The sequence below is a fragment of the Pseudomonas yamanorum genome, from assembly GCF_013386765.1.
GTDB lineage: Bacteria > Pseudomonadota > Gammaproteobacteria > Pseudomonadales > Pseudomonadaceae > Aquipseudomonas > Aquipseudomonas yamanorum_A.
Window position 1 is genome coordinate 272,916 of the sequence record NZ_JACARE010000003.1, and the last position, 21,413, is coordinate 294,328.

The 21,413-nt window shown below is 60.8% G+C and carries 15 protein-coding genes; 7 read left to right on the forward strand and 8 right to left on the reverse strand.

From position 1 onward, the window contains the following. The first annotated feature begins 20 nt into the window (after nucleotides 1-20). Together HX875_RS01875 and putP are read left to right on the forward strand one after the other, a co-directional pair. Nucleotides 21-326 (forward strand): hypothetical protein, encoded by a 306-nt coding sequence (locus HX875_RS01875; protein ID WP_177041178.1) that lies wholly within the window; start codon nucleotides 21-23, stop codon nucleotides 324-326. A gap of 122 nt (nucleotides 327-448) precedes the next feature. Then, the gene (gene putP, locus HX875_RS01880; protein ID WP_010169263.1) at nucleotides 449-1,933 is read left to right on the forward strand and encodes a sodium/proline symporter PutP; all 1,485 of its coding nucleotides are present in this window, start codon (nucleotides 449-451) and stop codon (nucleotides 1,931-1,933) included. Nucleotides 1,934-2,027: 94 nt separating this feature from the next. Here putP and HX875_RS01885 read toward each other — a convergent pair whose 3' ends face one another. The 3 genes from HX875_RS01885 to HX875_RS01895 form a co-directional block, all read right to left on the reverse strand. Next, nucleotides 2,028-2,417, reverse strand: coding sequence for a hypothetical protein (locus tag HX875_RS01885; protein ID WP_177041181.1), 390 nt, complete (start codon nucleotides 2,415-2,417; stop codon nucleotides 2,028-2,030). Further along, nucleotides 2,407-3,009: a hypothetical protein gene (locus HX875_RS01890; protein WP_256348015.1), complete on the reverse strand. Its 603-nt coding sequence runs from the start codon at nucleotides 3,007-3,009 to the stop codon at nucleotides 2,407-2,409. The genes HX875_RS01885 and HX875_RS01890 overlap by 11 nt, the downstream gene beginning before the upstream one ends. Nucleotides 3,010-3,182: 173 nt before the next feature. Beyond that, nucleotides 3,183-3,677, reverse strand: coding sequence for a DUF2165 family protein (locus HX875_RS01895; RefSeq protein ID WP_177041182.1), 495 nt, complete (start codon nucleotides 3,675-3,677; stop codon nucleotides 3,183-3,185). Nucleotides 3,678-3,864: 187 nt separating this feature from the next. Between HX875_RS01895 and HX875_RS01900 the strand changes: the two genes are divergently transcribed. Then, entirely contained in the window at nucleotides 3,865-5,886 is a 2,022-nt protein-coding gene (locus HX875_RS01900) for a type VI secretion system Vgr family protein (RefSeq protein ID WP_177041184.1), read from the forward strand. Continuing rightward, nucleotides 5,883-6,596, forward strand: a complete 714-nt coding sequence (locus HX875_RS01905) for a DUF4123 domain-containing protein (RefSeq protein ID WP_177041186.1) — start codon at nucleotides 5,883-5,885, stop codon at nucleotides 6,594-6,596. The genes HX875_RS01900 and HX875_RS01905 overlap by 4 nt, the downstream gene beginning before the upstream one ends. Here HX875_RS01905 and HX875_RS01910 read toward each other — a convergent pair. Beyond that, on the reverse strand, nucleotides 6,582-7,859 hold the full coding sequence (locus HX875_RS01910) for an O-acetylhomoserine aminocarboxypropyltransferase/cysteine synthase family protein (RefSeq protein ID WP_177041188.1): 1,278 nt from the start codon (nucleotides 7,857-7,859) through the stop codon (nucleotides 6,582-6,584). The two genes, HX875_RS01905 and HX875_RS01910, sit on opposite strands and share 15 nt — an antisense overlap. A gap of 174 nt (nucleotides 7,860-8,033) precedes the next feature. On the opposite strand from HX875_RS01910, the gene HX875_RS01915 reads away from it, so the two are divergent. Continuing rightward, complete coding sequence (locus HX875_RS01915) at nucleotides 8,034-8,870, forward strand: 23S rRNA (adenine(2030)-N(6))-methyltransferase RlmJ (RefSeq protein ID WP_076015494.1); 837 nt, start codon at nucleotides 8,034-8,036, stop codon at nucleotides 8,868-8,870. Nucleotides 8,871-8,968: 98 nt separating this feature from the next. Here the strand turns inward: HX875_RS01915 and msrA are convergent, their stop codons facing one another. The 4 genes from msrA to aceE form a co-directional block, all read right to left on the reverse strand. Then, on the reverse strand, nucleotides 8,969-9,616 hold the full coding sequence (gene msrA, locus HX875_RS01920; RefSeq protein WP_177041524.1) for a peptide-methionine (S)-S-oxide reductase MsrA: 648 nt from the start codon (nucleotides 9,614-9,616) through the stop codon (nucleotides 8,969-8,971). Nucleotides 9,617-9,690: 74 nt separating this feature from the next. Continuing rightward, the gene (locus tag HX875_RS01925) at nucleotides 9,691-12,381 is read right to left on the reverse strand and encodes a putative bifunctional diguanylate cyclase/phosphodiesterase (protein ID WP_177041190.1); all 2,691 of its coding nucleotides are present in this window, start codon (nucleotides 12,379-12,381) and stop codon (nucleotides 9,691-9,693) included. Nucleotides 12,382-12,696: 315 nt separating this feature from the next. Then, nucleotides 12,697-14,340 (reverse strand): dihydrolipoyllysine-residue acetyltransferase, encoded by a 1,644-nt coding sequence (gene aceF / locus HX875_RS01930; RefSeq protein WP_177041192.1) that lies wholly within the window; start codon nucleotides 14,338-14,340, stop codon nucleotides 12,697-12,699. A gap of 11 nt (nucleotides 14,341-14,351) precedes the next feature. Beyond that, nucleotides 14,352-16,997, reverse strand: coding sequence for a pyruvate dehydrogenase (acetyl-transferring), homodimeric type (gene aceE, locus HX875_RS01935; RefSeq protein WP_177041194.1), 2,646 nt, complete (start codon nucleotides 16,995-16,997; stop codon nucleotides 14,352-14,354). 383 nt (nucleotides 16,998-17,380) lie between these two features. Between aceE and glnE the strand changes: the two genes are divergently transcribed. Both glnE and waaF read left to right on the forward strand, forming a co-directional pair. Further along, nucleotides 17,381-20,320 carry a bifunctional [glutamate--ammonia ligase]-adenylyl-L-tyrosine phosphorylase/[glutamate--ammonia-ligase] adenylyltransferase gene (gene glnE / locus HX875_RS01940; RefSeq protein WP_177041196.1) on the forward strand — a complete coding sequence of 980 codons (2,940 nt, stop codon included), beginning with the start codon at nucleotides 17,381-17,383 and terminating at the stop codon, nucleotides 20,318-20,320. Nucleotides 20,321-20,377: 57 nt separating this feature from the next. After that, nucleotides 20,378-21,412 carry a lipopolysaccharide heptosyltransferase II gene (gene waaF, locus HX875_RS01945; RefSeq protein WP_177041197.1) on the forward strand — a complete coding sequence of 345 codons (1,035 nt, stop codon included), beginning with the start codon at nucleotides 20,378-20,380 and terminating at the stop codon, nucleotides 21,410-21,412. Nucleotide 21,413 lies beyond the last annotated feature (1 nt).

The following is a 21,413-nucleotide window of genomic DNA, read 5'->3' on the forward strand; positions in this document are numbered from 1 at the left end:
CTCATGGGTGCCACTACCGCGTGGCATCAGCTGGCGGCAAGATTAGCTTTGCGCCGAGAGAGGTGCAACCGGGTGCAACCCTTTTTATCCATGATTTTTTTGATGCTGATCGGGAAAAATTATCACCGCAGCCGAATCGGCTGCGCCTTGGTGCAATTGGTTCTGACTTTGGCTGTGCTTGCTCCGAAAAGGAGCAAAAACACGGTGTTTTCTTAAAAAAACATCAAGGTGCAACTTATTCTCAAGAAACTGGTTGCACCTTATTTACTTTGTTGAATAGCATTCGCGCCCAAGGTGCAACCTCTTACGGACGGTTCATCGGCTGATGGCTTTCCTGGGGAAACGTCAGTCATAAATGCGCGGCGCCAGGCTTCGTCTATCCACTTGCGAGTGGGTGGCCTTCCTGACAGACCGCCGCTACATAAAAACAAAGCCAGGGCGTAACTCAATGAGCGTAAGTAATCCTACCTTGATCACATTTGTGATCTATATCGCTGCCATGGTGCTGATCGGCTTCATGGCCTATCGCTCCACCAATAACCTTTCCGACTACATTCTGGGCGGTCGCAGCCTCGGCAGCGTGGTCACCGCGCTCTCGGCCGGCGCCTCGGACATGAGCGGCTGGTTGCTGATGGGCTTGCCCGGCGCGATCTACATGTCTGGCCTGTCGGAAAGCTGGATCGCCATCGGCCTGATCGTTGGTGCCTACCTGAACTGGCTGTTTGTAGCCGGTCGCCTGCGGGTGCAGACCGAGCACAACGGCGACGCCCTGACGCTGCCGGATTACTTCTCCAGCCGTTTCGAAGATAAAAGCGGCCTGCTGCGGATCATCTCTGCAGTGGTGATCCTGGTGTTCTTCACCATTTACTGCGCTTCCGGCATCGTGGCCGGCGCCCGCCTGTTTGAAAGCACCTTCGGCATGTCCTACGAGACCGCGCTGTGGGCCGGTGCTGCCGCGACGATTGCCTACACCTTTGTCGGTGGTTTCCTGGCGGTGAGCTGGACAGACACCGTACAAGCCACGCTGATGATCTTCGCCCTGCTGCTGACTCCGATCATCGTGCTGCTGGCCACCGGTGGCGTCGATACCACCTTCCTGGCGATCGAAGCGCAGAACCCTGACAACTTCAACATGCTGAAAAACACCACCTTCATCGGCATCATTTCGCTGATGGGCTGGGGCCTGGGTTACTTCGGCCAGCCGCACATCCTCGCGCGTTTCATGGCGGCGGATTCGGTGAAGTCGATCGCCAATGCGCGTCGTATCTCCATGACCTGGATGATCCTGTGCCTGGGCGGCACCGTGGCGGTGGGCTTCTTCGGTATTGCCTACTTCTCGGCGCACCCGGAAGTCGCCGGCCCCGTGACCGAGAACCACGAGCGTGTGTTCATCGAACTGGCCAAGCTGCTGTTCAACCCGTGGATTGCCGGTGTGCTGCTGTCGGCCATCCTGGCGGCGGTAATGAGCACCCTGAGCTGCCAGTTGCTGGTGTGCTCCAGCGCCCTGACCGAAGACTTCTACAAAACCTTCCTGCGCAAAAACGCCTCCCAGGTTGAACTGGTATGGGTCGGTCGTGCCATGGTGCTGCTGGTGGCGCTGATCGCCATCGCCATGGCCGCCAACCCGGAAAACCGCGTACTGGGCCTGGTGAGCTACGCGTGGGCCGGTTTTGGTGCTGCGTTCGGTCCTGTAGTGCTGATCTCCGTCCTGTGGAAAGGCATGACGCGCAATGGCGCGCTGGCCGGCATCCTGGTGGGCGCGATCACGGTGATTGTGTGGAAGCACTTCAGCCTGCTGGGTCTGTACGAAATCATCCCGGGCTTTATCTTCGCGAGCCTGGCGATCTACTTCGTGAGCAAGCTGGGCGCGCCGACGGCTGGCATGGTTCAGCGGTTTGATGCCGCCGAGGCGGATTACAACCTCAACAAGTAATCGGCGGGGGCTTGAATGCCCGCTGAACTGAAAACGGCCCGCATCTTTTGGATGACGGGCCGTTTTTTTTGAAAGGCTTAAAGGCCGCAGTTTTTTACAGCGTAAGGTAATAGCAAAAGTAGAAGATTGCCGCAGCTGTTATCCACATCAGTCCGAAAATAGCAGTGCAGTGCAGTAGGTATTTCAGGCCTTTCGGAAAGTCTTGTACCTGCTGTAAATCGATGATGCCGCGTCTTGCATTTCGTTTGGTAAACACGAGTGCCGCATAGACTGCACCTAGTCTTAGCATTCTGCCTCGCGGCGAGCTTCCCCAAAAGCCACTATGGAACTCGACAAGGCGACACTTGTTGAGATGGCTTTCCATTACCTCAAGCTTTCGGTAAGCCAGGTACATTCCGAACATGCCGTAAGCAATCATGAGAAATGAGGAGCCTATAAGCACCAGATCTTTCAAGGGGTACTGGAGGGCGTGGTCAATGTTCATACAATAGATCCCCGATTTTTTCGCCGGCAATCCCAAGCAGATTTCCTCCGGCAGCGCCCCCAACACCACCCGCTATCAATAGGCAGCCTAATGACCCAGGGCCAGTTGTGGGCGCCAATACGAGAAAGCACAACCCGGAACCCGCGGCACCACCTAGAAAACCACCTGCTACCCCGCCCGCCAACTTCTCCACCTCCACATATCTCGCTTTCCTGCATTGCTCTTCTCTCCCTGTAGAGCAAGCCTCCTTGATTTCCAGCTCCGACGCCGTAGTGCTCAGCGCAATCCCCAGCGGTGTTCCATTTTTCAGCAGCTTGGCCGTCTTCGACACCCGCGCAAGCGTTTCGGAATACCTGTTGATTTCCCCGGTGTGCAGATAACTTCGGGTGGATATCCCGAGCATTTTCTTGATCGAACCCTCATTGCGCAACCGGGTGCCGTAACGCGCAAAGCCTTGCATTTGCGCCTCCAGCTTGGCGAACAGGGTTCGGCGCCGCGCCAGGAAATCGTCCCGCACGGCACCGCCGCCCTGGCGCAGGGACTGTTTGTACAGTGCATCAATTTCTTCGAGCGTTTTGCCAATGTCCTGCAAATTATGCGGTCCTTTCCGATGGAGATGGCACCGCAATTTAAGGGCTCACCTGGGGGATGTGAGCGTTGAATGTGAGGCGTTTTTTATACTTTGGGAAAAGGGCTACAAACTACCGTCTGCTATCTGACAGTAGTTTGTGAAAGAGCATCCACCGGCGTCGATTTCGTAGTCTTTCAGCCGTGATCAGCATCCGGCTGATTAAGAAAAATCAGCACACCCAGGATCGCCATATAAAACTTGAACGCGGCTTCCTGGCCGTTCCACTGATGGGATTGCCACATCAGGAACCATTCGCCGCCGATCACCATGAAGCCGAAAAACCACACCACAAACCCGAGGGTCAGACCCGTGACTGCGCCTTTCTTGGCGCGGTTGAACTCGGCGCCGGTGGCACGGCGAGCCCGCCACAAGGCCAGCGCGCCTCGTGCCAGCAACACTGCCGTCAGTGCCTCACCCGCAATGATCAGCCAATACGCAGCGTGCCACAGCCACGGGGTGGTGATGGACCGATACATCGCGGCGTTGCCCGGGAAGGTGGTGTCCATGCTCAGCACATGTTTGACGAAGGCGAAGTTGGAGCCGTAGTCGGTGATGTTGCTGAAGGCGACGAGTGTGGCGAAGGCTGCCAGGGCCAGGGTCAGGACGATTTTTGCGTAACGGGTGGCCATGTTTTTTCCATTGTCATGGGGCGATGGGGATGAATACGCTAGCACGCTGGTGGTAGGGCTTCGACGCCTGATACATGAAGATTAAAGCGCCTGGGATGTAGGGATTTACTGATTTGCCTGCGGCGCGCTCAGCTTGGCAAAAAGCTGGTGCAGAATCGCTCGCCCACTACTCGCAGAGAAACACCGGATGTTCGCTCCTGCCAATCAAAGTGCTTTCACCCTGACCCTCGACGGTATGCCCAGTGATCTCAAGGTTTATGAGTTCAAGGGCAACGAAGCCATCAGCCAGCCTTTTCGCTTTGACCTGGACCTGGTCAGCGAGCAGCCAGACCTTGACCTTGAGAGCCTCCTGCATCGGCAGGCCTTCCTGGGCTTTGATGCCCAGGGGCACGGCGTTCACGGCCAGGTCTACCGCGTTGCCCAAGGCGATTCCGGCCGGCGCCTGACGCGCTACCAGATCAGCCTGGTGCCACGCCTGGCCTACCTGCAACACAGCAGTCATCAACGTATTTTCCAGCACCAGAGCGTGCCGCAGATCATCAGGCAGGTGCTGGAGGGGCAGGGTATCCAGGGCGATGCATTCGAATTCAGGCTGGGCGCTGAGTATCCCGAGCGCGAGTACTGCGTGCAGTTCGGCGAAAGCGATCTGGGGTTTATCCAGCGGCTGTGTGCCGAATTGGGGATTCACTACCATTTCCAGCACAGCCCCGACGGGCACCTGTTGGTGTTTGGCGATGACCAGGCGGTGTTCAGCCAGGGCGAGCAGCCGACGGAGTATGCGCCTGGCTCAGGGATGGTCGCCGATACCCCCGTGATCAAGCGCTTTTCAGTGCGCCTGGAAACCCGGACAACGGGTGTGAACCTGCGGGATTATGACTTTCGCAAACCGCGCTTGCAGCTGGAAAGCGAAGTGCTCGGTGAACAGCTCCCGTCCCTGGAAAATCACGATTACCCCGGGCATTTCACTGACCGTCCCCATGGCAAACACCTGGCGCAACGGGCCCTTGAGCGGCACCGCGGCGACTATCGCCAGGCCCATGGCAGTGGTGATCAGCCGGCGTTGGTCAGTGGTCAGTTCTTCAAGCTGGCAGCGCATCCACGGGAGGAGTGGAATGATCTGTGGCTGGTGACGCAGATCACTCATACCGGCAGCCAGCCGCAGGTGCTCGAAGAGTCTGTGGGCGATGGAGCCGCCCAGGGCTACAGCAACACCTTCGTCGCCACGCCGTGGGACACGGTGTTTCGCCCCGGGCTACCGCCGCCACGCACGCCGATATCCGGTTACCAGAATGCGCTGGTCACCGGGCCCGTCGACAGTGAAATTCATTGTGATGAGTACGGCCGGGTCAAGGTGCAACTGGCCTGGGATCGCGCTGGCGCAAACAACGAACACTCCAGCTGCTGGCTGCGGGTGGCCAGTGGCTGGGCCCATGAGCATTACGGCGCGGTGTTGATCCCGAGGGTGGGCATGGAAGTGCTGGTGGGCTTCGTCGACGGCGACGCCGACACGCCGCTGGTGGTCGGTTGCCTCGCCAACGCGGCGACGCCGGTGCCGCTGGACCTGCCGGCGGACAAGACCCGCAGCATCTTCCGTAGCCAGACCAGTCCCGGCGGCGGTGGCTATAACGAGTTGCGCATCGAGGACCGCAAGGGCGCCGAGGAAATCTACCTGCGGGCCCAGCGCAACTGGACCCAACACGTACTCCACGACCAGCACGTGCAGGTCGACAATCAACGCAGTGTGATCATCAAAGGTCTCGACCGTCACGAGCTTCAGGGCGAAGAGCAGCGCACCGTTCACGGTAACCGCCTGACTGAACTCAAGCAGGACGATCACCTGATGATCGCCGGCTCGCAGCAGGTGCGTGCCGGGCTGACCATTCAAATCGGCGCGGGGCAAAGCATTGTTATCGATGCGGGCGCCAGCGCGACCCTCCAGGCTGGTGGGCAGTGGATCAATGTGTCGGCGGGCGGGATTTTCAGCAGCGTTCCGATCCAGCTGGGCGGGGCGCCAGCACCGGCGGGAGCACCGCTGATGCCAGGGTTACAGGAACAACTGCTGGCGGTAATTCCTGCACCACTGAGTGCCGTGCAGGTGTTCAGCCTGAAACGCGGTGCGCCCTTTTGTGAGGAGTGCGAGCGCTGCCGGAATGGCGCGTGCAATACGTCTCTGCATCGCAGTGCATCGTTGGCTGGAGGTGCACCATGAATTCTCCCGGGCTCTGGCTTGAGTCTGCGCCGTTGCAGGCGGGTGAGCAGTTGTTTGCGGTGTTGGGCAATGCCAGTGACTGCAAGCCGCTCGAGGCCTGGCGTCGTACCGATGGGCGGGCACTCAGTCCAATCTGGGCGGGTACCGAGTATGCAGCGTGGGATGAGGTGATGCCCTGCGTTGCAGTAGTTGCCGTTGATAGTGCTTTTCTGGAATGGGCCGCTGAATGCGAAGGTACCGACTGGGGTTGGCTGGCCGTGTCGTCCTGTTCTCTGCAAACCGTTGCCGAGCATTTGCGCAGCCTGACCAAGGTGCTGTTGCCGGATGGGCAGACGGTGTTTTTTCGCTTTTGGGATGGAGCCTACACGCTGCCTGTTTTGCAGGCGCTAGGGCCTGGGGCGCGGGAGTTGCTCCCTGTATTCAGTCGCTACTGGATCAATGGTCACCCGCATGAGGTCGCGATCTCGACGGCGGGAGCGGCAAAGCCCAGCCCGTGGTGGAAAGTGCCGCCGCAGGTTCTCCAACACCTGAGTGACCAATCGAGCGTCACGCTGGTAGACAACCTGCTGCAATGGCTGGAAGAACAGCGCCCGGACCTGCACAGCGCCTTTGCGCCGGCGACCTTGAAACACAAGGTCGCTCACTTTGCGCGCGGGCCGGATGTCAGCCATCAGGCGTTGGCTGCGTGGCTGGCCTCAGAGTTGGGTTGAAGCCAGGGACTGCTGCAGGTCCTCGATCAGGTCTTCAATGGCTTCGATGCCCACCGACAGGCGAATCATTTCCGGCTTCACTCCGGCCTTTGCCTGTTCCTGTTCATTCATCTGGCGATGGGTGGTAGATGCCGGATGGCAGGCCAGGGATTTGGCATCGCCGATGTTCACCAGGCGCTTGAAGATTTGCAGTGAGTCGTAGAACCGCACGCCGGCCTCGTAACCGCCCTTCAGGCCGAACGAAAGAATCGCCGACGGTTTGCCCTGCATGTATTTCTGCGCCAGATGATGGTGCGGGTGATCCGGCAGGCCGGCATAGCTGACCCATTCCACCTGTTCGTGGTCTTGCAGGAAATGCGCGATCTTCAGCGCGTTCTCGGTATGGCGCTCCATGCGCAAGGCCAGGGTTTCCAAACCTTGCAGCAGCAGGAATGCATTCATCGGCGCCAGGGCCGCGCCGGTGTTGCGCAGGGGTACAGTGCGGGCTCGGGCGATAAACGCGGCGGGGCCGAATTTCTCGGTGTAGACCACGCCGTGATAGGCCGGCTCGGGCTGGTTGAGACTGGGGAATTTCTCCGGGTACTGCGTCCAGGGAAAGGTGCCGCTGTCGACGATTACGCCACCCAGCGAGTTGCCATGCCCGCCCACGTATTTGGTCACCGAGTGCACGACGATGTCGGCGCCGAACTGGATCGGTTTGCACAGGATCGGCGTGGCCACCGTGTTATCCACCATCAGCGGCACGCCGCGGGCGTGGGCGACATCGGCCAGGGCTTCGATGTCGATGATATTGCCCGCCGGGTTGCCGATACTTTCGCAGTACACCAGCTTGGTGTTGTCATCGATCAGTTCGGCGATGGCTTCGGCGCAGTCGTCACGGGCGAAACGCACGTCGACGCCAAAGCTCGGCAGCAAGTGGGCGAACAGGGTGTAGGTGCCGCCGTACAGCTGCGGCGTGGTCACGATGTTGTCGCCGGCGCGGGTCAGGGTCTGGATCGCATAGTGGATCGCCGCGCTGCCGGCCGACACGGCCAGGGCCGCGATGCCGCCTTCCAGCGCCGCGATGCGTTGCTCCAGCACGTCGTTGGTGGGGTTCATGATGCGGGTGTAGATATTGCCGGGCACGTCCAGGTTGAACAGATCGGCACCGTGCTGGGCGTTATCGAATTCGAAGGCGACGTTCTGGTAGATCGGCACGGCGACGGCCTTGGTGGTGGGGTCCGACTTGAAGCCGTGGTGCAGGGCGATGGTGGCGTCTTTCATGAGTTTTTATGACCTCCATGGATAATTGCTGGCCACAATAAATCCGCTTCTGTGCCGGCAATTAGACTATTTTTGGCACAGCTCCTGCGTTTGCGGCATAAGCACCACCTGACGCGCAGCCCTGCACCTTTGCCTGCGTAAAAGGTAAACTTCGCCCCCTGCGCAGGAGCAACCATGAATTATCGTCACGCCTTTCACGCCGGCAACCACGCCGATGTCTTCAAACACCTGACCTTGACCCGCCTCATCGCCCTGATGTCGCGCAAGGAACAGCCGTTTGCCTATCTCGATACCCACGCCGGCATTGGTCTGTACGACCTGCAGGGCGACCAGGCGAACCGCACCGGTGAGTACCTGGAAGGCATCGCACGCCTGTGGGGCCAGGCTGACCTGCCACCGCTGACCGCCGATTACATGCGTGTGCTGCACGAGATGAACCCGGATGGCGAGTTGCGCTACTACCCCGGCTCACCAGAGCTGGCGCGGCGCCTGACACGACCTCAGGACCGTGTGCTGCTCAACGAGAAACACCCGGAAGACGGCCTGCTGCTCAAGGACAACATGAAGGGCGACCGTCGGGTGAAAGTCCACCTCGGCGAAGGCTGGCATGTGCCACGGGCGCTGCTGCCGGTGCCGGAAAAACGCGCGCTGATGCTGATTGATCCGCCGTTCGAAAAGCTTGATGAGATGCAGCGCTGCGCCGCTTCCCTCAAGGAAGCCGTGAGCCGGATGCGCCAGACAGTGGCCGCGATCTGGTACCCGGTGAAAGACCAGCGCATGCTGCGCCGCTTCTACCAGGACCTGGCTGGCACCGGTGCGCCGAAGCTGCTGCGGGTGGAATTGCTGGTGCATCCGCTGGACACGCCCAACACCCTGACCGGCTCGGGCCTGGCGATTGCCAATCCGCCGTGGGGGTTGGAGGAGGAGTTGCGTGAGCTGTTGCCGTGGTTGTCCAAGCAGCTTGGGCAAACCCAGGGTGGGTGGCAGATGGATTGGCTGATCGCTGAATAGTTGTATCGTTTGCTGGATCGCTATCGCGGGCAAGCCCGGCTCCCACATTGGAACGCATTCCAATGTGGGAGCCGGGCTTGCCCGCGATGCTTTTGGCGTCAGATCGGACAGGTCACGCCTGTGCCGCCGATCCCGCAATAACCCTGGGGATTCTTCGCCAGGTACTGCTGGTGGTACGCCTCGGCGAAGTACACCGTCGGCGCTTCTTCGATTTCCGTGGTGATGGTGCCCAGGCCCGCCTTGGTCAGTTCATTCTGATACGCCTGTGCACTGGCCTTCGCCGCCTCCAGGTGCTCCGGCTTGACCGCGTAGATCACCGAGCGGTACTGGCTGCCGATGTCATTGCCCTGGCGCATGCCCTGGGTCGGGTTGTGCAGTTCCCAGAACATTTTCAGCAGCTCTTCGTAGCTGATCTTGTCCTGGTCAAACACCACCAACACCACTTCGCTGTGGCCGGTCAGGCCCGAGCACACTTCTTCGTACGTCGGGTTCGGCGTGTAGCCGCCGGCATAACCCACTACCGTGCTGACCACGCCGTCACGCTGCCAGAAACGACGCTCTGCGCCCCAGAAGCAACCCAGGCCAAAGATCGCAAACTCTACGTTGTCGACAAACGGGCCCAGCAGCGGGTTGCCATTGACGAAGTGCGTCTCGGGCAGCGACATCGGGGTTTCACGGCCAGGCAAAGCTTGTTCTTGAGTAGGAAGCACGTTTTTGTTCACCAGAATTTCCGAGCGCAAGACCATCATCAGTCCTCTCAGTCAGATTGAGTTACAGATAAGAATTCAGACTGCCAGTGTGCCCGAGTGTTACCGCGCTGTCAGGCGATTGGCCCGCGAGGATAACGTTTAAGCATCTTCAACAACTCGGAGCCCGGGATTGGCCGGTCGAACAGGTAGCCCTGGCCGACGTCGCAACGGTGGCGGCGCAGGAACGCCAGCTGCTCGGCGGTCTCGATGCCTTCGGCCACGACCTTGAGCTTGAGGTTGTGGGCCATCGCGATCACCGCCGAGGTGATTTCCATGTCGTCCTGGTTGTCCGGGATTTCATGAATGAAGCTGCGATCGATCTTGATGATGTCGATCGGGAATTTCTTCAGGTAGCTCAGCGACGAGTAACCGGTGCCGAAGTCGTCCATGGCCAGGGTCAGGCCAAAACTCTTCAACTGGTCCAGTTGCAGGCGTGTGTCTTCGGTGGCTTCCAGCAGCAGGCCTTCGGTCAGCTCCAGTTCCAGCAGGTTGGCCGGCAACCGTTCTTCCTTGAGGATTGCGGCAATCGAGGCCACCAGGTCCGGGTCGGAAAACTGCTTGGGCGACAGGTTGATCGCCACCTGCAGGTTGCCCATGCCGGCAGACGTTAGCTGTCGGCTCATGCGGCAGGCCTGGCGGGCGATCCATTTGCCGATGGGGATGATCAGCCCGGTCTCTTCAGCCACGCTGATGAATTGATCGGGGCGGATCATGCCCTTTTCCGGATGGTTCCAGCGCAACAGCGCTTCCATGCCCAGCAGGCGGCCGCTGCGCAGGCACAGCTTGGGCTGGTAGAACACGTCCAGCTCGTTCTGGGTCAGGGCGCGGCGCAGGTTGTTTTCCACGAACAGCTTGTAGCTGGCTTCGGCGTTCAGTGCTTCGGTAAACACCTGAACCTGGTGTTTGCCGTTGGCCTTGGCCTTGTGCAGCGCCAGGCCTGCGTTGCGCATCAGGGTTTGCGGGTCGCGGCCATGCAGCGGCGCGCAGGCCAGGCCCACGGAGCCGGTGACGCTGATCAACTGGTTGTCGACGAACATCGGCTTGTCGAGGGTGGCCAGCAACTGGCTGGCGACCTGCTGGCCGCTCTCAAGGTCGGTATCGTCCAGCAGCACGGCAAATTCGTTACTGGCAAACCGCGCCAGGCTGCCGCTGGCAGTCAGGCTGTTGCGCAGGCGCCGTGCCAGGCTGATCAGCAGCTTGTCACCGGTCTGGTGGCCAAGGCTGTCGTTGATCCGCTTGAAGTTGTCGATGTCTACCAGCAGCAGGCTGATGGGGCTGTCGCTGTCCCGGGCAAAGCGTTCGTCGAGGTTGCGGATGAACGCCGGGCGGTTGCCCAGGTTGGTCAGGTTGTCGGTGTAGGCCAGGCGCTCGATGCGCTGCTGGGCCAGCTTGGTCTGGGTGATGTCTTCGTAGATGCCGATGTAGTGCGTCAGCTCGCGGTTATCGCCATACACCTTGGAGATCGACAACTGGCCCCAGTAGGGTTCGAGGTTCTTGCGCCGGCTCTTGAACTCGCCTTGCCAGCTGTTGCTCTTGGCCAGGCTTGAAGGTGCATCGAACAGCAACTCGCTGAGGTTCTCCAGCGCCGGCAGTTCCGACAGCAGGTGGCCGTGGACTTCTTCGGTGCTGTACTGGGTGATCGCGGTAAAGCTGGGGTTGACGTACTCCACCACGCCGTCGCAATTGACCAGCAGGAATGCGTTGGCACTTTGCTCCACCGCCCGCTGGAACAAATGCAGGGCGCTGGTGGCGGTGCGGCGGTTGTGGTTGTTGATCACCTGGGCGAACTGGTCGGCCAGTTCTCCGGCAAAGGCGATCTCGTCGGACTGCCAGGCGCGGGTGCTGCCGCTTTGCTCCAGGCACAGGACGCCGACCACATTGCCGTCGACGCGGATACTGGCGTCGAGCATGGCGTGGACGTCCCGCGGGCGCAGGCTCTCGGCCATCTCGCGGGTGCGCGGGTCGCGCATGGCGTTGGTGGCGTCGATGGCACGGCTGGTTTGCAGGGCCTCCAGATAGTCCGGGAAGCTGCTCGCATCGATCGGTTCAGGCAAGTGGTGTTGCTGATCGTCGCGGTGGTAGGCGGAAATCGGTACCAGATGCTGGTTTTCGAGGTTCCAGATGCTGGCGCAGTCGATCTGGTAGATATCGCAGGCACTGCGGGTTATCAGCTCGGCGGCTTCGCGCAGTGAGTTATTGGTGCTGTAGCGCTGGCGGGCCAGCAGCAGGATCAGCTCCTGCTGGGCGCGCACCCGCTCAAGGTGTTGCAGTTGTTCCTGCTGGGCACGCTGGTTGAGCTCAAGGGCGATCTGCAGGCGGCTGTTCTGGCTTTCGAGATCCGCCGCCGGGGCCAGCGGCATATCACTGAACAGGCCGTCGACCACCATCAGGTAGCCGCGCAGCAGGTGGCGATTGTGTTGCTTGTAGGCCTCGCCCAGTTCCAGCAGGCTCAAGGGGCCGTCATTGGTGTGCAGGGTGTAGCGCACCAGGTAATGCGGGCTGATGGTCAGCTGTTCCTGGATCGCGTCATGCAACTGATAGCGCGCCTGGGGCTCCATCAGGCTGGCGTAGGGCGAGCCGATCAGGGCGCACAATTCCACGGCGGGCAGGCCGAATTGGCGTTCGCAGTTGGGGTCGAGGTACAGCAGGGCCCAGCTTGCCTCATTAAGCCGCTCGAAACGCAGCATACCGAGGCGCGAAGGCACCGGTAATTGCGTCACTACCTCGGCCGCCGTACGGGCGACATCGGGTTGGCTTTTCATGGGGAAACTCGCTTGGAAAAATGCGCATCGCGCCGGGCTCACGCCCTCTTTACTGTTGCCTGCGGCAAGGTTGCATCATGCAGCACGGGCTGACAAGAGAGGATGAAGGCTAAGTGCTATAAGTAGGTTATCGGCCAGCGGGCGGTTTTCTGCAACCGGGGTGATGGGCGGTGTACAAGCTCAATTTCCGTGTCCAACTTTTGTGCGAAAAGCAGGCAAAAAAAGCCCCGCCAATTGGCGGGGTTGAGGTACGAGCGTGGCGCTCGGAAATCGGTAAAACCAGGTCTTCTGCACGGGCAGAAGACCTGTTGAGGCTTAAAGCAGGATGGTGCGGATGTCGTTCAGCAACTGGCTCAGGCGCTGAGTGAAGCGTGCAGCCGCGGCGCCATTGATCACACGGTGATCGTAGGACAACGACAGTGGCAGCATCAGCTTCGGCTGGAACGCTTTACCGTCCCACACAGGCTGGATGGTGGCCTTGGAAACACCGAGGATCGCCACTTCCGGCGCGTTGACGATTGGCGTGAAGCCAGTGCCGCCAATGTGCCCGAGGCTGGAGATGGTGAAGCACGCGCCCTGCATGTCGTCCGGGGTGAGCTTCTTGTCACGGGCCTTGGCAGCCAGTGCGGCAGCCTCAGCGGCAAGCTGCAGCAGGCTCTTCTGGTCGACGTTCTTGATGACCGGTACCAGCAGGCCATCCGGCGTGTCGACGGCAAAGCCGATGTGCACGTACTTCTTGCGAATGATCGCCTTGCCGCTAGGCGCCAGCGAGCTGTTGAAGTCCGGCAGTTCCTTGAGCAAGTGCGCGCAAGCCTTGAGCAGCAGTGGCAGCACGGTCAGCTTCACGCCAGCCTTCTCGGCCACGGCTTTCTGCGCAACGCGGAAAGCTTCCAGGTCGGTAATGTCGGCCTGGTCGAACTGAGTCACGTGCGGGATGTTCAGCCAGCTGGCGTGCAGGCCGGCCGCGCCGATTTGCATCAGGCGGGTCATCGGCACTTCTTCGATTTCGCCGAAGCGGCTGAAGTCGACGGTGCGGATCGGCGGAATGCCCGAGCCACCGGTAGCAGCGCCGGCAGCCGGAGCTTCCTTGGCCTTCTGCATCATGGATTTGACGTAAACCTGCACGTCTTCCTTCAGCACGCGACCGTGAGGACCGCTGGCAGTGACCGCGCTCAGCTCGACGCCGAATTCACGTGCCAGTTGGCGCACGGCAGGGCCGGCATGAACCTTGGCACCGCTTGGCGCAGGTGCAGCCGCCGGAGCCGGTGCGGCCTCGGCTTTTGCAGCAGGTGCAGGCGCAGCGGCAGGTGCAGCTTCAGCCTTGGCGGCCGGAGCAGCGGCGGCTGGAGCGGCAGCAGCAGGAGCCGCAGCGCCCGCTACTTTCAGCTTGAGGATGAAGTCACCAGTACCGACTTCGTCTTCCAGCTTCACGGCAATGCTTTCCACCACACCGGCAGCCGGCGAAGGGATTTCCATGGAGGCCTTGTCGGACTCCAGGGTGATCAGCGACTGGTCGGCTTCGACGGTGTCGCCGACCTTAACCAGCAGCTCGATGATCTTGGCCTTGCCCGACGAACCGATGTCCGGAACATGAATGTCCTGGACGGTAGCGGCAGCAGCAGGTGCAGCAGCCGGGGCCGCAGGGGCCTCGGCAGCAGCGGCAGGCTTTTCAGCGGCAGCCGGGGCAGCAGCAGGAGCGGCCGCCGCAGGGGCCGCATCAGCGGCACCTTCGATTTCCAGCTCAAGCAGTTCGTCGCCTTCTTTCAGGCGGTCGCCCAGCTTCACTTTCAGGCTTTTGACCACGCCGGCCTTGGGAGCAGGGATTTCCATGCTCGCCTTGTCCGATTCCAGGGTCAGGATGCTCTGGTCGGCTTCGACGGTGTCGCCGACCTTCACAAACAGTTCAATTACTTCACCTTCACCGCTGCCGATGTCAGGTACGCGAATGAGTTCGCTCACAGAAAGTCTCCTCAGCAGTCCAGTGGGTTGCGTTTTTCCGGGTTGATCCCGAACTTGACGATAGCGTCTGCTACCACCTTAGGTTCGATTTCACCACGGTCAGCCAAGGCTTCCAGGGCTGCCAACACCACGAAGTGACGGTCGACTTCGAAGAAGTGACGCAGCTTCTTGCGGCTGTCACTACGGCCGAAACCGTCGGTGCCCAGGACTTTGAATTCCTTGGACGGTACCCACTGACGAATTTGTTCAGCAAACAGTTTCATGTAGTCGGTAGAGGCGATCACCGGACCTTTACGGCCAGCCAGGCACTCTTCAACGTAGGTGCGCGCAGGCTTCTGGCCCGGGTGCAGGCGGTTGCTGCGCTCTACGGCCAGGCCGTCGCGACGCAGTTCGTTGAAGCTGGTAACGCTCCATACGTCAGCGCCGACGTTGAACTCTTCACGCAGGATTTTCGCAGCTTCACGCACTTCGCGCAGGATGGTGCCGGAGCCCATCAGTTGCACGTGGTGAGCGGCTTCCTTGGTGTCTTCTTCGAGCAGGTACATGCCCTTGATGATGCCTTCCTCGACACCGGCCGGCATGGCTGGCTGCTGGTAGGACTCGTTCATCACGGTGATGTAGTAGAAAACGTCCTGCTGCTCTTCGGTCATCTTCTTCATGCCGTCCTGGATGATCACCGCCAGCTCATAGCCGTAGGTTGGATCAAAGGTGCGGCAGTTCGGGATGGTGCCGGCCAGGATGTGGCTGTGACCATCTTCGTGTTGCAGGCCTTCGCCGTTCAGCGTGGTCCGGCCGGCGGTGCCGCCGATCAGGAAGCCACGGGTACGGCTGTCGCCAGCGGCCCAGGCGAGGTCGCCGATACGCTGGAAGCCGAACATCGAGTAGAAGATGTAGAACGGCAGCATTGGCTGGTTGTGGCTGGAGTACGAAGTACCGGCAGCGATGAAGGAGCTCATGGCGCCCGCTTCGTTGATGCCTTCTTCGAGGATCTGGCCCTTCTTGTCTTCCTTGTAGAACATCACCTGGTCTTTATCGACTGGCTCGTAGAGCTGGCCGACGGAGGAGTAGATGCCCAACTGACGGAACATGCCTTCCATACCGAAGGTACGGGCTTCGTCCGGGATGATCGGCACGATACGCGAGCCGATTTCCTTGTCCTTGACCAGCTGCGCGAGGATCCGCACGAAGGCCATGGTGGTGGAGATTTCACGGTCGCCCGAGCCGTCCAGGATAGCCTTGAGGGTATCCAGTGGCGGTGTAGGAATGTCGAAAGACTTGGCGCGGCGCTGTGGCACGAAACCGCCCAGTGCAGTGCGACGCTCGCTGAGGTAGCGGGCTTCGGCGCTGTTTGGCTCCGGCTTGAAGAACGGCAGGTTCTCCAGCTCTTCGTCCTTGACCGGGATGTCGAAGCGGTCGCGGAACAACTTCAGGCTGTCGACATCGACTTTCTTGGTGTTGTGCGCCGTGTTTTTCGCTTCGCCGGCACCGGTGCCATAACCCTTGATGGTCTTGGCCAGGATGACGGTAGGTTGTTCTTTGTGGTTGACCGCTTCGTGGTACGCCGCGTAGACCTTGTACGGGTCGTGGCCGCCACGGTTGAGTTTCCAGATCTCGTCGTCGGACAGGTCTGCAACCATTGCCTTGAGTTCAGGCGTGTTGAAGAAGTGTTCACGTACGAACGCGCCGTCTTTGGCTTTGTAGTTCTGGTACTCGCCGTCGATGACTTCGTCCATGCGACGTTGCAGGATACCGTCGACGTCCTTGGCCAGCAGTGGGTCCCAGAAACGGCCCCAGATGACTTTGGTCACGTTCCACTGAGCACCGCGGAACACACCTTCGAGTTCCTGGATGATCTTGCCGTTGCCGCGAACCGGGCCGTCGAGGCGCTGCAGGTTGCAGTTGATGACGAAGATCAGGTTGTCCAGCTTCTCGCGGCCAGCCAGGGAGATGGCGCCCAGGGATTCCGGCTCGTCGCACTCGCCGTCGCCCAGGAAGCACCAGACTTTCTGCTTGCCTTCAGGGATGAAGCCACGGGCTTCCAGGTACTTCATGAAGCGTGCCTGGTAGATCGCCTGGATCGGGCCAAGGCCCATGGATACCGTCGGGAACTGCCAGAAATCAGGCATCAGCCAAGGGTGCGGATAGGACGAGAGGCCCTGGCCGTCGACTTCCTGGCGGAAGTTGTTCATTTGTTCTTCGGTGATGCGGCCTTCCATGAACGCACGGGCGTAGACGCCTGGCGAGGTGTGGCCCTGGAAGTAGATCAGGTCGCCGCCGTGTTCTTCGGTCGGGGCCTGGAAGAAGTAGTTGAAGCCGATGTCATACAGGGTTGCGCTGGAAGCGAAGCTGGAGATGTGACCGCCCAGGTCAGAATCTTTCAAGTTCGTGCGCATTACCATCGCCATGGCGTTCCAGCGTACCAGCGAGCGAATGCGGCGTTCCATGAACAGGTCGCCAGGCATGCGTGCTTCGTGGGTAACGGGGATGGTGTTGCGGTACGGCGTGGTGATGGCGTAGGGCAATTGCGAACCGCTGCGGGTTGCGAGTTCGCCCATACGGGTCATCAGGTAGTGCGCACGGTCTTCGCCTTCTTTGTCGAGAACCGATTCCAGGGCGTCCAGCCATTCCTGGGTTTCGACGGGATCGAGGTCTTGCATGGCTTGCTCCAGGGCGGAAAGGCTACCAGAATCGGTTGCCTGAAGTTTGCGACTGGCCTTGTGGGCAGACGACATAAATTCTTGGATGGCCGAAGGTTGCTTCGGCGTCCTGTAGTTTTACTACAAATCGTCGGCCATTTCAGCCTTTCGAATGTATATACGAGTAGTAAAACTACACAAGACTGAGCGGATTGCTCGGTCTAGCTGGCGAGCATAATCGTTATTGTTGGTCATTTGCGAACAAGAAAAGGTGAAATCTTGATGTTGCCTGCCAAAATAAATTTAATTTCAGCTATTTATAACCTTTGTTCGACAGTCCTTCACCGAGTGTGGTTCTTGCGTTCACAGCAACAAGCCATTTACGCGCCGATCAAGGATAGACCATGAGCCTTCCAGTGCAGGCCGAATTGCCGGCCATCCTGCTTCCATTTGCCAAGCGGGCCGAGCAGTCATTTCGTGACGCCGTGGCCGGATTGGACGGCGATAATGGCCTTTCTGCGTGGACGCCGCAACGTTGGGCTGACTTTGCCCGTGTGTGCGCCGCCAGTGATTTCGTCATTGAACAGAGTGTTCGTGACCCTTTGATGTTGTTGGAGCTGGTGGCCTGGGGCGAACTGGACCGCAGCTTTGCCCCTGGTGAGCTGTGCGGCCAGATTGCGGCTGCCGTGCAACAAGCCGAAACAGAAGACGAACTGGGCCGCGTTCTGCGCCGCCAGCGCACCCGCCAGCAAGTGCGGATCATCTGGCGCGACCTGACCCGACAGGCGGACCTGGTGCAAACCTGCCGCGACCTCTCGGACATGGCCGACGCCAGCATCGACCAGGCATACCAGTGGCTGTACCAGCGCCACTGCGTCCTGTTCGGCACGCCCACCGGCCGTCGCAGCGGCGAGCCGCAGCACATGGTCATCCTCGGCATGGGCAAGCTCGGCGCCGTGGAGTTGAACCTGTCGTCCGATATCGACCTGATCTTCGCCTACCCCGAAGGTGGCGACACCGTGGGCGTCAAGCGCTCGCTGGATAACCAGGAGTTTTTCATCCGCCTTGGTCAAAAACTGATCAAGGCCCTGGACCCGATGACCGTCGACGGCTTTGTATTTCGCGTCGACATGCGCCTGCGGCCCTACGGTTCAGCCGGGGCGCTGGTGCTCAGCTTCAACGCGCTGGAGCAGTACTACCAGGATCAGGGCCGCGACTGGGAACGCTACGCGATGATCAAGGCGCGGGTGGTGGCCGGTGACCAGGTGGCCGGCGCGCAATTGCTCGACATGCTCCGACCATTTGTCTACCGGCGTTACCTGGATTTCTCCGCCATCGAAGCGCTGCGCACCATGAAGCAGCTGATCCAGCAGGAAGTGCGGCGCAAGGGCATGGCCGAGAACATCAAGCTGGGCTCGGGCGGCATCCGCGAAGTCGAATTTATCGCCCAGGCGTTCCAGCTGATCCACGGTGGCCGCGACCTGAGCCTGCAACAGCGGCCGCTGCTAAAAGTGCTGGGCACGCTGGAAGGCCAGGGCTACCTGCCGCCGGCGGTGATCGCCGAGCTGCGCGATGGCTATGAATTCCTGCGCTACACCGAGCACGCGATCCAGGCGATTGCCGATCGCCAGACCCAAATGCTCCCGGACGGCACCGAAGACCAGGCGCGGATTGCCTTCATGATGGGCTTCCCGGACTGGACCGCGTTCCATGAGCGCCTGATGTACTGGCGTGGCCGGGTGGACTGGCATTTCCGTCAGGTGATCGCCGACCCGGACGAAGAAGAGGGCGAAGAAAGCGAGTTGGTGGTGGGCGGTGAGTGGTTGCCCCTGTGGGAAGAGTCCCAGGACGAAGAGGCCGCTTGCCGGCAGTTGCAGGAAGGTGGTTTTACCGAAGCGCCCAAAGCCTTGAAAGCCTTGGCTGGCCTGCGCAGCAGCCCGCAATTGCGCGCCATGCAGAGATTGGGGCGCGAGCGTCTGGATGCGTTTATTCCGCGCCTGCTGGCCCAGGCCGTCGAGCACGCCAATCCGGACCTGGTGCTTGAACGGGTATTGCCGCTGGTAGAGGCCGTGGCCCGACGTTCTGCGTATCTGGTACTGCTGACGGAAAACCCGGACGCCTTGCGTCGCCTGCTGACCCTGTGCGCCGCCAGTCCGTGGATTGCCGAGCAGATCACCCGCTTCCCGCTGCTGCTGGACGAATTGCTCAACGAAGGTCGCCTGTTCAAGCCGCCATTGGCACCGGAACTGGCCGCCGAGTTGCGCGAGCGCCTGACACGCATCCCCGAGGATGACCTTGAGCAGCAGATGGAAGCCCTGCGTCACTTCAAGCTGGCCCACCGCCTGCGGGTGGCCGCCTCGGAAATCGCCGGCAGCCTGCCGCTGATGAAAGTCAGCGACTACCTGACCTGGCTCGCCGAAGCCATCCTCGAGCAAGTGCTGGCCCTGGCCTGGCGCCAGACCGTCGCGCGCCACGGATCGCCACAGCGGGTGGACGGCACCTTGTGCGATCCTGGCTTCATCATTGTCGGTTATGGGAAAGTCGGCGGCATCGAATTGGGGCATGGTTCGGACCTGGACCTGGTGTTCATCCACGACGGTGACCCGCAAGCCGAAACCGATGGCGCCAAGCCGATCGACGGTGCGCAGTTCTTTACCCGGTTGGGCCAGCGGATCATTCACTTGCTGACCACCCAGACCAACTCCGGGCAGCTGTATGAAGTGGACATGCGCCTGCGGCCGTCGGGCGCCTCCGGTTTGCTGGTGAGTTCCCTGGGGGCGTTTGCGCGCTACCAGGAAAACGAAGCCTGGACCTGGGAACACCAGGCGCTGGTGCGTGCGCGGGTGCTGGTGGGCAGCCAGGATGTCGGTCGTGCATTTGAGCAAGTGCGGGCCCAAGTACTGGGCCGCCCACAGGACCTGGACAAGCTGCGCCAGGAGGTCAGCGAGATGCGCGCGAAGATGCGCGACAACCTCGGCACCAAGTCCACCGCGGCGGGAACGGCGGCGAATGCCTTCGAACCCACGGTGGCGTTCGACCTCAAGCAGGACGCCGGAGGTATCGTCGATATTGAATTTATGGTGCAATACGCGGCTTTGGCGTGGTCTGCGCAACATCCATCGTTGCTGCGCTACACCGACAATATCCGCATTCTGGAAGGCCTGGAGCAGGTCGGGTTGATGCCCGCCGCCGATGCCCATTTGTTGCGCGAGGTGTATAAAGCCTACCGTTCCGCCGCTCACCGCCAAGCCTTGCAGAACGAGGCCGGTACGGTGGCCGGGGACCAGTTCGCTGACGAGCGGCGTCAGGTGCAGCGAATCTGGCATGAACTGGGGTTAAGCTGAAACACTATATATAAGGCGGGGAGGCATGAGCCTCCCCGTATCGTTTGTGGAAACTACATGAATATTCTGATCGTTGGGCCCAGCTGGGTCGGTGACATGGTGATGGCGCAGACACTGTTCCAGTGCCTCAAACAACGCCATCCCGACTGCCAAATCGACGTGCTCGCCCCCGAGTGGAGCCGGCCGATTCTTGAGCGCATGCCCCAAGTGCGCCAGGCCTTGAGCTTTCCGCTCGGCCACGGCGCACTGGAGCTGGCGACCCGCCGACGCATCGGCAAGTCCCTGGCCGGCCAGTACGATCAGGCGATCCTGCTGCCTAACTCGATGAAGTCGGCACTGGTGCCGTTTTTCGCCGGTATCCCCAAGCGCACCGGCTGGCGTGGCGAGTTTCGCTATGGCCTGCTCAACGACGTGCGCAAGCTCGACAAGGCCCGCTACCCGCTGATGATCGAGCGCTTCATGGCCCTGGCGTACGCGCCGGGTGCCGAGTTGCCGACGCCTTATCCGCGCCCGAGCCTGCAAATCGACCCGGTTACCCGCGACGCTGCCCTGGCCAAGTTCGGCCTGGAGCTGGACCGTCCGGTGTTGGCGCTGTGCCCTGGCGCCGAGTTTGGCGAGTCCAAGCGCTGGCCGTCGGAGCATTACGCTAAAGTCGCTGAGATGAAGATCCGCGAGGGCTGGCAAGTCTGGCTGTTCGGCTCGAAAAACGATCATTCGGTGGGCGAGGATATTCGCCAGCGCCTGATCCCGGGCCTGCGCGAAGAGGCGGTCAATCTGAGTGGCGACACGTCCCTGGCCGAGGCCATCGACCTGCTGTCCTGCGCCGACTCGGTGGTGTCCAACGACTCCGGCCTGATGCACGTGGCCGCGGCGCTGAACCGCCCGCTGGTGGCGGTGTACGGCTCCACGTCGCCAGGGTTTACCCCGCCGTTGGCCGACCAGGTGGAAGTGGTGCGCCTGGGCCTGGATTGCAGCCCGTGTTTCGACCGCACCTGCCGCTTCGGCCACTACAACTGCCTGCGCCAGTTGCTGCCGCAACCCGTCAGCGATGCGTTGCAGCGGTTGCAGGGCACTGTGGTCGAGGTCCGTTAAG

Bases quoted from the DNA above. Each gene is read 5' to 3' on its own strand.
- glnE (WP_177041196.1), top strand. From the start codon at position 17,381: ATGAGCCTTCCAGTGCAGGCCGAATTGCCGGCCATCCTGCTTCCATTT.
- HX875_RS01910 (WP_177041188.1), bottom strand. From the start codon at position 7,859: ATGAAAGACGCCACCATCGCCCTGCACCACGGCTTCAAGTCGGACCCC.
- HX875_RS01925 (WP_177041190.1), bottom strand. From the start codon at position 12,381: ATGAAAAGCCAACCCGATGTCGCCCGTACGGCGGCCGAGGTAGTGACG.
- putP (WP_010169263.1), top strand. From the start codon at position 449: ATGAGCGTAAGTAATCCTACCTTGATCACATTTGTGATCTATATCGCT.
- HX875_RS01915 (WP_076015494.1), top strand. From the start codon at position 8,034: ATGAATTATCGTCACGCCTTTCACGCCGGCAACCACGCCGATGTCTTC.
- HX875_RS01895 (WP_177041182.1), bottom strand. From the start codon at position 3,677: ATGGCCACCCGTTACGCAAAAATCGTCCTGACCCTGGCCCTGGCAGCC.
- HX875_RS01905 (WP_177041186.1), top strand. From the start codon at position 5,883: ATGAATTCTCCCGGGCTCTGGCTTGAGTCTGCGCCGTTGCAGGCGGGT.
- aceE (WP_177041194.1), bottom strand. From the start codon at position 16,997: ATGCAAGACCTCGATCCCGTCGAAACCCAGGAATGGCTGGACGCCCTG.
- HX875_RS01900 (WP_177041184.1), top strand. From the start codon at position 3,865: ATGTTCGCTCCTGCCAATCAAAGTGCTTTCACCCTGACCCTCGACGGT.
- msrA (WP_177041524.1), bottom strand. From the start codon at position 9,616: ATGGTCTTGCGCTCGGAAATTCTGGTGAACAAAAACGTGCTTCCTACT.
- waaF (WP_177041197.1), top strand. From the start codon at position 20,378: ATGAATATTCTGATCGTTGGGCCCAGCTGGGTCGGTGACATGGTGATG.
- HX875_RS01885 (WP_177041181.1), bottom strand. From the start codon at position 2,417: ATGAACATTGACCACGCCCTCCAGTACCCCTTGAAAGATCTGGTGCTT.